This window comes from Mesorhizobium sophorae (assembly GCF_002270415.1).
In the GTDB taxonomy this organism is placed as follows: Bacteria; Pseudomonadota; Alphaproteobacteria; order Rhizobiales; family Rhizobiaceae; genus Mesorhizobium; species Mesorhizobium sophorae.
On record NZ_NNRI01000017.1, the window covers coordinates 435,675 to 447,127 of the forward strand.

Sequence of the window (11,453 nt, forward strand, 5' to 3'; positions counted from 1 at the left end):
GTTACTCCTCAGGCCTTGGGGGCCACTTTTTCATCGATTTGGCGCGAGAGTATGGCGGAGAACTCGTCGGAAAACCCTTCCATGCGCACCGCTATCTTGCTCGCGTCGGACGACAGTTTGTTGTAGGCGATGACGGCGGGGATGGCGGCGAGCAGGCCGATGGCCGTCGCCAGCAGCGCTTCGGCAATGCCGGGCGCGACCACCGCGAGACTGGTGTTCTTGGAGCCGGCGATCGCCTGGAACGAGGTCATGATGCCTATGACCGTGCCGAACAGGCCGATGAAGGGCGCCGCCGAGCCGGTGGTGGCGAGGAACCCGAGGCGCCCCTCCAGCTTTTCCATCTCGCGAGTCAGCGCCAGGTCCATCGCCTTGTCGATGCGGGTCTGCAGGCCGAGCGGCGACTTGGCGCCCTTCTCGAAGCTTTTCTTCCACTCGCGCATCGCCGCCACGAAAATGGCGCCCATGCCGGTGGTCTTGCGGTCGGCGAGCGTACGGTAAAGTTCCTCCAGCGACTGCCCGGACCAGAACACCTGCTCGAACCGGTTGAGTGACAGCCGCATGCGGGCATAGGCAACCAACTTGTCGACGATGATTGCCCAGGTCCAGACCGAAGCGCAGAGCAAACCGATCATGACCAGCTTGACCACCCAGCTGGCCTGCATGAACAGCGCCCAAATCGACAATTGCGCGCCCGGTTCGGCGAGTGCGATATTTTCCATCGTTACGTCCTTAAGATTTTCCGGGCGAAGCTGGCGGCTGGCCCCTGGCATCCCTTGTGGTCGGTTCGCACGCAGCTACCGGAACAACCCCAAACCGTGCCTTTGGTGGCCTTTTCGGGGCAAATATTGGTGAAAGGAAGGCGCTTGATAACGCCAATCTTCACCAATCTCTTCATGAACCGTTATGGTTAAGGATGGGTTAGTCCATAAGGCGCGGCGCATTGCCGCGTCCCGCCATCGCAATGCCGTCGATTCGATGCCTGGACCAGGGTGTGCTGAGATTCAGGTCAGACCGAGCCGAAAACGGTGGTTTCCGAGAACCGGAGTGGAGCGTACTTGAAGTACGTGAGCACCGGAAGCGCAGGAAGCCGCCGTTTGCACCTGAATATCAGCGCACCCGTGGCATGAACGCCGCCATCCATTCCCTCGGAAAGCGCCTTGGCCTGCCATTCTCGCCGATGATAGCCGCCTCGACCTTGGCCTCAACCAGCACCTCGTCGCCGCGTTTGAGCTGCTGCGCCATAAAGATGCGCGCGCCGGAAATGTCCTCGGTGCGGGTCTCGATCGTCAGGATGTCGTCGATGCGGGCGGGGCCGCGAAAATTGATCTCCATGCGACGCACCACCCAGACGATCTTCTCGCCATGCTTGCCGTCGGCGAGCTCGGTGTGGTGCACGCCGGTCAGCCTGAGATAGTCGGAGCGGCCGCGTTCGAAGAATTCGAGATAGCGCGCATGGTAGACGACGCCGGAGAAATCGGTGTCGGCGTAATAGACGCGCGCCATCAGCCGGTGGCCGAACTCCGTCAACGCGCCGGAAAGCCCAGCCAGCAACGCCGCCGATTCACCATGATCGTCCATTGCGCTTCCTTTTTCAGTCCCGACCGGGCACGTGTTTTCCGCGCGACATAGCATCGGATGGCACTGTTGACGGCGATGATCAAGACCTTGATGGCAGCGCTGTTCGTGCTGGTGGCTCTGTCGCTGCCCGGCCAGGCGGCCACCTTCTCGATGAAGCGCGGCCTCAATCTCGACCAGTGGACGACGTGGCCAGGCGAGGACCAGTGGGGCGATGCCAAGGCGATCCTGCCCTATCCGGAATGGCGCAAATTCCTTGGGGATGAGGACCTCAAGGCGCTTAAGGAGGCAGGCTTCGATTTCCTGCGCATGCCGGTCGATCCGTCGCCTTTCCTGTCCGGCCAGACCGCGGCCTTGCGCGACGACCTCTATGCCAGCGTGCTGGACTCTGTGCGCATGATCAACCGCGCCGGGCTGAAGGTGATCGTCGACATGCACCTGATCCCGGCCGGCGGCAGCCGCAAGATCGGCATGAGCCAAGTGATGGACGACCCGCGGACCTTCGACGCCTATGTCGACATGGTGCGCGAGATGGCCCGCACGCTGGCCGGCGAAGATCCCGAAAAAGTCGCCTTCGAGCCGATGAACGAGCCGATCGTCGACTGCGACAGTGACGGTACCAGCCTCTGGCCGGAGCGCCAGCGTAAGCTGTTCGCGGCGGCGCGCTCCTCGGCGACGAAACTGACCCTGGTGCTGACCGGCGCCTGTTATTCGGCCGCGACTTCACTCGAGAAGATCGATCCCAAGACGATCCCTGACGACAATGTCATCTGGACCTTCCACTCCTACGATCCGTTCCTGCTCACCCATCAGGGCGCGACCTGGGCCGGCGACTTCATCCCCTATGTGACCGGCCTGCCCTATCCGCTGACCGCGGTGCCACAGGCACAGTTTGTCGTGACGCTCGACACCATCCGCGCCAGGATCAAGGCCGAGGCCCCATGGGCACGGCAGGGCGGCCTGCTTGCCTATCTCGACGAACAGGTCGCCGGTATGGACAGCCCCGACAAGCTGCTGGGCCTCATGGATGCGCCATTCAGACAAGTCGAGGCGTGGGCGAAGGCCAACGGCATCAAGCCGCAGAACGTCACGCTGGGCGAATTCGGCATGATCCGCCAGGAATATGGCAACGCCTATGTGATGCCGGCCGCGTACCGCGCCGCCTATGTCAGGGACATGATCGCACGAGCCGAAGCGCACGGCTTCTCATGGTCGGTGTGGAGCTATGGCGGCGCCTTCGGCATCGTCGATGCCTTCAACGGCGACAGAGCCGAGCCCGAGGTGATGGATGTGATCCGCGCCCTGCATTGACCGCTCAGCCAAGGTCGATCGACAGGATTTCAGGGCGCATCCCGAAACGCACCGGCACAATGCTGAAGCCAAGCCCGCCCGAGACGATCAGATTGCGGTCGTTCTCGACGACATGGCCATAGGCATAGCGATTGCCGAACCGCGACGGCACGACCGGCGAGTAGCCGAACAGCCGTACCTGTCCGCCATGGGTGTGGCCCGACAGGGTCAGCGACACCCGCGACGGTACGGTGGGAAAAATATCGGGCTCATGCGCGAGCAGGATGACCGGCGCGGCATCGCTGACCTTGGCCAGCGTGCCGTCGAGATCGTCAAGCCCCTTGAAGCCGGCGCGAGCCCTAGTCGGCAGCAGGGCCAGCTGATCGGCGAGCCCGGCGATCCAGACGCCATGCCCGTCCTTCTCCAGGCGCACGACATCGTTCTCCAGGACCGGGATGCCGACTTTCTCCAAGGCTTTACGCGCTATGGTTGGGCCGGCACCGGCCCGCTGCGCGAAGCCATCGCTCCACCAGTCGTGGTTGCCAAGGATCGACAGCACGCCGAGCGGTGCCTTGAGGCCCGACAGCGCCGATGCCCATTGTGACGGCGTCACCGGCCCGGTCACCAAGGGCATCCCGGCGATGTAGTCGCCAAGCAGGACGATCACGTCCGCTTGCTGCGCATCCGCGTCTTCGACAAGCGAAGCGATTCGCTCCGGTGTCATCCACGGCCGGCAGGCATGGATGTCGGCGAGCGCGACGATGCGCAGTTTCAATCCCGCAGGCCAATGCGGCGGCGTCAGTGCGTAGCGCTTCACATGCGTCAGCAGCATCGGTTCGATGCCGACCGCATAGGCGCCGAGCGCGGCGACCGACAGAAACGACCCGCCGACGAAGCGCAGGAACCCGCGTCTGGTTATCATGCTCGGCTCCGGGACAAAATCGCGGCGACAGTCGCCAAGGCCGCGTTAAAGTCCACGATTGCGCCGGCAAACCGGCGAAGCTGAGGAGATTTTGCGCAAGGACGGTCACGGATCCTTGATCGCCGATCCCAGTCCAATCGCCCGAGCCGCTACTCTTCCTGGAACAGGTTGATCTGCTGCTGCGCCAGATCCTTCGGCGCATCGAGGCCGAGGTGCCGCCAGGCATTGGCCGTCAACATCCGGCCGCGCGGCGTGCGCTGGATGAAACCCTGCTGGATCAGATAGGGCTCGATGATGTCCTCGATGGCGTCGCGCGGCTCGGACAGGCCGGCTGCGATCGTCTCGATGCCGACCGGGCCACCGCCGAAATTGCGGGCGATCATCGACAGATACCGGCGGTCGAGGGCGTCGAGGCCGAGCGCGTCGACCTCCAGCCGGGTGAGCGCCTCATCGGCAATCTGGCGATCGACATGGCCATCGCCGGCGACCGAGGCGAAATCGCGCACCCGGCGCAACAGCCGTCCGGCGATGCGGGGCGTGCCGCGCGCGCGCCGCGCGATCTCCAGCGCGCCATCGTCGCCGAGCGGCATTTGCAGGATGCGCGCGCCGCGCCGCACGATTTGCTCCAGTTCCTCGACCGAATAAAAATTCAGTCGCACCGGAATGCCGAAACGGTCGCGCAGCGGGTTGGTCAGCAGGCCAAGCCGCGTGGTGGCGGCGACCAGCGTAAAGCGAGCAAGGTCGATCTTGACCGAGCGCGCCGCCGGTCCCTCGCCGATGATCAGGTCGAGCTGGAAATCCTCCATTGCCGGATAGAGGATTTCCTCCACCGCCGGGCTCAGCCGGTGGATCTCGTCGATGAACAGCACGTCGCCATCTTCGAGATTGGTGAGCAGGGCCGCGAGATCGCCGGCCTTGGCGATGACCGGGCCGGAGGTCGAGCGGAAATTGACGCCGAGCTCGCGCGCCATGATCTGCGCCAGCGTCGTCTTGCCGAGACCCGGCGGCCCGACGAACAGCACATGGTCGAGCGCTTCGTTGCGGCCGTTGGCAGCCTCGATGAACACTTTGAGATTGGCCCGCACCGCCGCCTGGCCGACGAAATCGTCAAGCGTCTGCGGCCGCAAGGTCTGCTCGGCATCCTCGCCGCGTTTTTCGGGCGTAATGAGACGGGGTGACAGGCTCATGGCACCTTCCTTGCACGCGGCAAGGACCTGAACAAGCGACGCCTCACCGCGCCAGTTCCTTCAGGCCGAAACGGATCAGCTTCGGTGCATCGGCATCCTCGCCCGCTGTCTTGAGCGCCGCCGCCACCGCATTGGCGGCTGTGTCGCGCGAATAGCCGAGATTGACCAGCGCTGAGACGGCGTCGGTGATCGGCGCCGGAGCAACGCCTTCGCCGAGTTCCTGCTTCAAGCCGATGGTGCCCGAGGCGGTGCCCGCATAGGCCGGCGCCTTGTTCTTCAACTCGGTGACGATGCGCTCGGCCACCTTCTTGCCGACGCCAGGCGCACGAGAGACCATGGCGATGTCGCGCAGCGCAATGGCGTTGGCGAGATCGGCCGGCGCCAATGTCGACAGGATGGCCAGCGCCACCTTGGCGCCGACGCCTGGCACATTGTTCATCAGCAGCCGGAACCATTCGCGCTCCAGTTGCGACTGGAAGCCGTAGAGCCGCAGCATGTCCTCGCGCACATAGGTCTCGATGAACAGCACCACCGCTTCGCCCGGCGCCGGCAGCGCGGCCAGTGTGCGCGCTGAGCAATAGGCGACATAGCCGACCCCATGGATATCGACGAGGCAATGATCCTCGTCGATCTCGTCGAGCGTGCCCTTGAGTTTGCCGATCATGCCAGATCTTTCATGGAAGATGGGCCCTCATGGGTGCGTTTCAGGAGAGATTATGTCGAGATCCGGGAAATAACTGCGGTAGCGAGCAGCGTCGCGGGTCAGCAGACGATGTCCGGCAACGGTCGCATGGGCTCCGATGAAAAAGTCTGGCAACGTCCGCTCGCGAACCCCACCAGCACGGCGATAGCGGGAATGCGTAACGCCTGCAAGGAATGCCGCGTCCCAAGGCAGAAACTCACGATCCATCTCGAGCATGTCGACTGCTTTTCGAAGCGCCGTCTCTGTCGCTATCAGCGGCGCGAGCTCGGACCAGATGATCGTATTGATCAGCAAGGCTCCATCGCGGCGACAGGAAACAATCGCCGATGCCGACCATTTTGTCAGCGGTCCGGCCGGTCCCCAGACGTCGATCAGGACATTTGTGTCAATCAACGTCGAGATCTTCACGCGGCCCCCTCAGCCAGTCCATGTACTCGTCCGTCGTCATGCCTCCCAGATCTAGGGTCCCCTCCATCCGGTCAAGCACATCACTGAACCTGCGGGATGCCTCTTCCTCGGACAGGTTTTCGTTGACGGCGACAAGACGAGCGCCCTCGTCGGTGGCCACGAACTCCACCTCGGAGCCCGGGCCGATTCCCAGATGGTCTCTTATCTGTTTGGGGATTGTGACTTGCCCCTTGGTGGTCACGCGCATGGTAATACCTCTGAAGTATTACTTATCGCAGGCACGGGAACAAGTCAAGAACATTGCTACCCGGCGAGCGCCATCCGATAGGCGACGCTTTGCCGGTGATGCGCATGGCAGATGGCGATGGCGAGAGCGTCGGCGGCATGTTCGGTATCGAAGGTGGCCTTTGGCAAAAGCACCTTCACCATCATGTGGATCTGTTTCTTGTCGCCATGGCCGACACCGATCACCGCCTTCTTGACGGCGTTGGGCGCATATTCGGCGACGACGAGACCGGCGCGCGCCGGCACCAGCATGGCGATGCCGCGCGCCTGGCCGAGCTTCAGCGTCGCCACCGCGTCCTTGTTGACGAAGGTCTGTTCGACCGCTGCCTCGTGCGGCATGGCGGTGTGCAGGATTTCGGCGAGCCCGTCATGCAATTGGCAGAGCCGCGTCGCCAGTGCCGCCTTGTCGTCGGAACGCACGGTGCCTGAGGCAACGAAGCGCAGCGAATTGCCGAGGCTCTCGACGATGCCCCAACCGGTGCGCCTGAGCCCCGGATCGATACCTATGATGCGAATCGCTTCCCCCATGCTGCCAGTCTACCTCCGACGGACAGCGATGCCAGCGAAATGTGAACAAACCGGAAACAAATGGCCGCCCAGGTTTAGCCGCGAGCGAAAGCCGTGTTCAGCAGGCTGATCTGGTCGGAAACCGGATTGGGGCGGCGGGCCGCCGGTTGCATGTCGACCACGGCGTCGGAGCCGTAGATCTCCTCGTCCATGCGGCGCACCAGCGCCTGCAGGCGCAGCGAGCGCGTGACGAGGTCGAGGAAATCCTCGGGCAGTTCGGCCCAGCCCGCGGCTTCGTCATGGGCGGAAGCGGTGTCAAGGCGCACCTTGGACTTCTCAGACGCAACCTGGTCGCGGGTCATCTCACCGGAATTCGCGGCGCGCTGCAAGAGCAGCCACGAGGCAACCTGCATCAGCCTTGTGGTCAGCCGCATCGATTCGGCCGCATAGAGCGTGGCCCCCAGCCTGGACAATTTCTTTGCCTCGGCCCGGCCCTTGCCGTCGAGATACTCCGCAGCCTGTTCGACAAGGCCCATACCTTCCTGGTAAAGCGGCTTGAAGGATTGCGTGAAAACCCGGCGCTCCGCCAGCTTGACGGTTTTCGCACTGCCCGTCGAAGGCTCGTTCATTGCTACGCCCCTGCACCTACAGCCGGCTGATTCGGCTCACTGCCGATACACCCGGCAGCCTATATGACTGAAGCTTCAAAATGCGCTTCGTCACCCGCGATGGCAAGCACATGTTTAACAGAAGGTTAACGGCGAGCCGACATCGGACGCCCCCGGAATCCAGACAAAAAAAGAGCCGCGGATAAGGCGGCTCTCAGGAGTTTAACAGGGAGGCGTCAAACAAAGTGGCTCCAACCACTCGGTAAGAATCCAGATCACTGGATGGACATAGTAAACACCTGTAAAGCTTAATGAAGCCTTAACGGCGCGCGTGTTTTTTGATCCAACGCCGCTGTCCTGTGCCGTAACAGCACAGCCCGAACCTCACCTCCAGAGTCCGTTTCGAAATTCGCTCTGGCGAGTCACAGGCGGTGGTTTCGAGAACCGGAGCGGAGCGGACATTTGGTCCGTGAGCACCGGAGGCGCAGAAAACCCCATCAGATGGCCGCCAGAGTAGAGTTTCCGGACAGGCTCTCGGCTCAGGCTTTCTTCCAGACAGCCGGCAAGGCGATGAAGGCAAACAGCAGCATGGCCGCGTAGAAGCCTATCGAAGAAATCCCGACCAGCGGTTCGATCGCGGCATTGCCGGCAAGCAGGAAATAGAGACCGATTAACAGGCCGATGCCGCTGATTGCCGTCAGCCAGAAATGGATGGTGGCGAGCATCTTTTGTCCGACTGCCGGAAACAGATGGTAGAAGAAGGCGAAGACCGCCGACATCAGCCATCCGGCCACCATCGTGTGGGCGTGGGTCGGCATCTGGCTATGGTCCTGGCTGATCGCCATGTGCAGGCCGAGCGCCATTCCGCACAGCGAATAGATGATCGCCAGCGTGAAGAAATTCCGTGCTACCCCTTGCATAATGTCCCCTCGAATGCCTCTTCCCGTGTGCGGGAATGGGTTGATTGTCAGGCGAATCTTGTCGCCACCGGGCTCCCGGCATTGGCGCACTAGCATCGGCACTGTTTCCAGACGATGTCGCGCCAACCCCTCCCGACACTTTTCCCAATAGCAGAAACCCAGGAAGCGCATTCGCCATCTCAGTGGCTTCGTGTGCTGGCTGCAAACTGAAACAGAACCGGCTTTTCGCGACATCGTTCCGAAACGGGCGCGGCGCTAAACGCTCGCTCCTCTGACGGCCGGCGCAAATCGCCCCTGCCGCATCCCTCCAGAACACTCCAGGAGCAACCATGGACTGGTACTCGATCGTAAAATTCCTCCATGTCGTCACGGCCATTCTATGGGTCGGAGGCGGCTTCGTGTTGTTCCTCCTCGGCGTGCTTGCCGAGCGCGCCGGCAACATTGAGGACAAGTTGCAGGCGATGCGCGCCAGCGGGCAGTTGGGTAGCCGCTTCTTCGCGCCGATGTCGATGCTGACCCTGATCTTCGGCCTCATCATGTGCAGTTTCTGGGTTGGCTTCTCGGATCTATGGATCATCATCGGTCTGGTCGGCTACGCGACGACCTTTTCGATCGGCATGTTCATCTTCAAGCCAACGGGCGAGCGCATGGGAGCGATGATCGCCAAGGATGGTATCACGCCTGCTGTTCTGGCCATTGGCCAGCGCATGATGAGCGCCGCACGCTTCGACTACGCAGTGATGTTGGTAGTCATCGCCGACATGGTGCTCAAGCCGACTGTGCATGACATCGGCATTCTTGCTGGCATGGTGCTGGTCGTCGTGGTCGGCGCCACACTGGCCCTTGGCGTCGACCGTCGCCTCGTGCCGAGCGCCGCCTGACACCGCCGTGATCATGCGGGCGGCTGCACGGCCGCCCCCTCTACATGAGGCCGGCGACGCCGTCCCACAACAGCTTCAGCGCCACCACCGCCACGGTTGCGTAGGTGAAGGGATAGAAGGTTTCCGGGCGCATCCGCCGCACCAGCCAGGCGCCGGCGACGGTCGAGAGCGGCGCCAGCGGCATCAGCACCGCCGACGCCGTCAGATTGGCGGTGTCGAACTGGCCGAGCGCGAAATAGGGAATGAGCTTCAGCGCATTGGTTGCGGCAAAAAAGATCGCCGCTGTGCCCGACAGAATTTTGGGATCGAGCCGGATCGGCAAGGCATAGACCTGGAACGGCGGCCCGCCGACATGGGCGACGAAGCTGGTGAAGCCGGCGACCGTTCCCCAGATGGCGGCAGCCACGCGGTTGGGCGCGGCCGCGTGGTCGGCGCCATGACGAAACTGCAGATAGAGCCAGCGCAGGACGAAGATGATGGCGACGGCGCCGACGATCAGCCGTACCGCCTCCTCGGTGACCAGTGCTGCCGTCAGCCAGCCGAGTCCGATGCCGACGACCGCGCCCGGCATCATGTCGACCAGCATCTTGCGGTCGTAGACACCCCACCATGTCCACACCGACACGATGTCCATCAGGCACAGGATCGGCAGGAGGATCGCCGCCGCCTGCACCGGCGGCATGGTGAGCGCCATCAAGGGCACGCCGACGAAACCAACGGCGCCGCCGAAGCCGCCCTTGGACAGGCCGACCAGAATGACCGCCGGAATGGCGGCCGCGTAGAACCACGGTTCGAGAAGCAGGCCTGACATGGGGAGGGGCTGGGCTGGAGGGAAAGCGTATCGACGCCTGAATAGCCCAGATTCCCCAGCGGAGCGACAGCAAATATACCCCACCGGCCGCCGGCGTTTCACCCGGCGTCGATCAGGAAGCCTGCAAGATCTTTGCCTTGTCACGCGGGGCGGTTGCGTCGAGAGGTGGCGGCCGCCGCCGGATCGGCTGCGCCTTGATGATGGCGGTGCTCGTCTCAGCCTTGTCGGCGATGCGGTCGAGAATGCCGTCGAGATCGCCGATCGAGCGCACGAACAGCCGGGCGACGAAGCAGTCATCGCCCGTCACTTTGTCGCATTCGCCAAATTCGGGGATCTCCTCGATCAGCTTCTGGACGATGTGCAGCTTGCCCGGCAAAGGCCGGATGCGCACGATGGCCTGCAACGTATAGCCTAGCGCCAGCGGATCGATCTCGACGGTGAACGCCCGGATGACGCCGCGTTCCTCGAGCCGTCGAAGCCTTTCCGAGACGCTCGGCGATGACAGCCCAACTTGGGCAGCCAATTCCTTCAGCGAGGTGCGCGCGTCCTTGACCAGGATTTCGAGGAGGCGTCGGTCGAGATCGTCAAGCATTTTACATTTCCCGCAAATTTGGAGGCGAGGCCTAATATAATTAGGTCAATCGTCTATACTACCTTCCTCATCGGATGGAAAGCTTCGTTGCCGCATGAGATTATACCGGCTCAACGGGTTCGGAGGTTTGTCGTGAACGATACAGTGCGCGGTACGGTCGAAATGTCCGCCGCAATGGCGATCCTGGGGACGATCGGATGGTTCGTCGTCATGTCCGGCCAGCCGATCATGGACGTGGTGTTCTGGCGTTGCGCGTTCGGCGCGCTGACGCTGCTTGTCATCTGCGCCGGGCCGGGGTTGCTGCGCAACAGCTTGTCGCTGCGCATCATCGGCTTCGCCGCGCTCGGCGGCGTCGCCATCGTCGTCAACTGGCTGCTGCTCTTTAGTGCTTTCTCCCGCGCGTCGATCTCGATCGCCACCGCGGTCTACAACACGCAGCCCTTCATGCTGGTCGGCTTCGGCGCGCTGTTCTTCGCCGAGCGGCTAACCCTGACCAAGCTGACCTGGCTGGCCATCGCCTTCGCCGGCATGGTACTGATCGTGCAGGCCGCCCCCGATGCCGGCGATGTCGGCACCGATTACTTTACCGGCATCGTCATGGCGTTGGGCGCGGCTTTCTTCTGGGCCGTCGCCGCCATCGTCACCAAGAAGCTCAAGGGCACGCCGCCGCACCTGATCGCGCTGATCCAGGTCTGCGTCGGCGTCGTCATGTTGGCGCCCTTCGCAAATCTTTCCCAGCTTCCCGCCGATGCGTGGAGCTGGGC

15 protein-coding genes are annotated in these 11,453 nt (G+C 62.9%); 3 read left to right on the plus strand and 12 right to left on the minus strand.

All coding sequences use genetic code 11. The features are described from left to right. Window positions 1-8 precede the first annotated feature (8 nt). Together tolQ and ybgC are read right to left on the minus strand one after the other, a co-directional pair. Complete coding sequence (tolQ, locus tag CGZ66_RS26570) at window positions 9-719, minus strand: protein TolQ (RefSeq protein WP_095089519.1); 711 nt, start codon at window positions 717-719, stop codon at window positions 9-11. 388 nt (window positions 720-1,107) lie between these two features. Further along, on the minus strand, window positions 1,108-1,578 hold the full coding sequence (ybgC, locus tag CGZ66_RS26575) for a tol-pal system-associated acyl-CoA thioesterase (RefSeq protein WP_095089521.1): 471 nt from the start codon (window positions 1,576-1,578) through the stop codon (window positions 1,108-1,110). Between the two features lie 57 nt (window positions 1,579-1,635). On the opposite strand from ybgC, the gene CGZ66_RS26580 reads away from it, so the two are divergent. Next, a complete protein-coding gene (locus CGZ66_RS26580; RefSeq protein ID WP_095089523.1) occupies window positions 1,636-2,886 on the plus strand; it encodes a glycoside hydrolase family 5 protein in 1,251 nt (416 codons plus the stop codon). Window positions 2,887-2,890: 4 nt separating this feature from the next. On the opposite strand, the gene CGZ66_RS26585 is transcribed toward CGZ66_RS26580, so the two are convergent. From CGZ66_RS26585 to CGZ66_RS26620, 8 genes are all read right to left on the minus strand, one after another. Beyond that, a complete protein-coding gene (locus CGZ66_RS26585) occupies window positions 2,891-3,787 on the minus strand; it encodes a metallophosphoesterase (protein ID WP_095089525.1) in 897 nt (298 codons plus the stop codon). A gap of 149 nt (window positions 3,788-3,936) precedes the next feature. Beyond that, window positions 3,937-4,974 carry a Holliday junction branch migration DNA helicase RuvB gene (ruvB, locus tag CGZ66_RS26590; RefSeq protein ID WP_095089527.1) on the minus strand — a complete coding sequence of 346 codons (1,038 nt, stop codon included), beginning with the start codon at window positions 4,972-4,974 and terminating at the stop codon, window positions 3,937-3,939. Between the two features lie 43 nt (window positions 4,975-5,017). Next, on the minus strand, window positions 5,018-5,638 hold the full coding sequence (ruvA, locus tag CGZ66_RS26595; protein WP_095089529.1) for a Holliday junction branch migration protein RuvA: 621 nt from the start codon (window positions 5,636-5,638) through the stop codon (window positions 5,018-5,020). Window positions 5,639-5,665: 27 nt separating this feature from the next. Next, a complete protein-coding gene (locus tag CGZ66_RS26600) occupies window positions 5,666-6,085 on the minus strand; it encodes a type II toxin-antitoxin system VapC family toxin (protein WP_095089531.1) in 420 nt (139 codons plus the stop codon). Beyond that, entirely contained in the window at window positions 6,063-6,332 is a 270-nt protein-coding gene (locus tag CGZ66_RS26605; RefSeq protein ID WP_095089533.1) for an AbrB/MazE/SpoVT family DNA-binding domain-containing protein, read from the minus strand. The genes CGZ66_RS26600 and CGZ66_RS26605 overlap by 23 nt, the downstream gene beginning before the upstream one ends. Window positions 6,333-6,388: 56 nt before the next feature. Beyond that, on the minus strand, window positions 6,389-6,898 hold the full coding sequence (ruvC, locus tag CGZ66_RS26610) for a crossover junction endodeoxyribonuclease RuvC (RefSeq protein ID WP_095089535.1): 510 nt from the start codon (window positions 6,896-6,898) through the stop codon (window positions 6,389-6,391). 74 nt (window positions 6,899-6,972) lie between these two features. Further along, window positions 6,973-7,506 carry a protease adaptor protein RcdA gene (gene rcdA, locus CGZ66_RS26615; RefSeq protein ID WP_095089536.1) on the minus strand — a complete coding sequence of 178 codons (534 nt, stop codon included), beginning with the start codon at window positions 7,504-7,506 and terminating at the stop codon, window positions 6,973-6,975. A gap of 518 nt (window positions 7,507-8,024) precedes the next feature. Beyond that, a complete protein-coding gene (locus CGZ66_RS26620; RefSeq protein WP_095089538.1) occupies window positions 8,025-8,405 on the minus strand; it encodes a hypothetical protein in 381 nt (126 codons plus the stop codon). A 329-nt stretch (window positions 8,406-8,734) separates the two neighbouring features. Here CGZ66_RS26620 and CGZ66_RS26625 point away from each other — a divergent pair, with 329 nt between their 5' ends. Further along, on the plus strand, window positions 8,735-9,286 hold the full coding sequence (locus CGZ66_RS26625; protein ID WP_095089540.1) for a DUF2269 family protein: 552 nt from the start codon (window positions 8,735-8,737) through the stop codon (window positions 9,284-9,286). A 40-nt stretch (window positions 9,287-9,326) separates the two neighbouring features. On the opposite strand, the gene CGZ66_RS26630 is transcribed toward CGZ66_RS26625, so the two are convergent. Further along, on the minus strand, window positions 9,327-10,097 hold the full coding sequence (locus tag CGZ66_RS26630) for a sulfite exporter TauE/SafE family protein (protein ID WP_095089541.1): 771 nt from the start codon (window positions 10,095-10,097) through the stop codon (window positions 9,327-9,329). A 112-nt stretch (window positions 10,098-10,209) separates the two neighbouring features. Further along, window positions 10,210-10,689, minus strand: a complete 480-nt coding sequence (locus CGZ66_RS26635) for an Lrp/AsnC family transcriptional regulator (RefSeq protein ID WP_095089543.1) — start codon at window positions 10,687-10,689, stop codon at window positions 10,210-10,212. Between the two features lie 132 nt (window positions 10,690-10,821). Here CGZ66_RS26635 and CGZ66_RS26640 point away from each other — a divergent pair. Continuing rightward, window positions 10,822-11,453 (plus strand): DMT family transporter (locus tag CGZ66_RS26640; protein WP_095089642.1); only part of this gene is annotated, 632 nt, incomplete at its 3' end.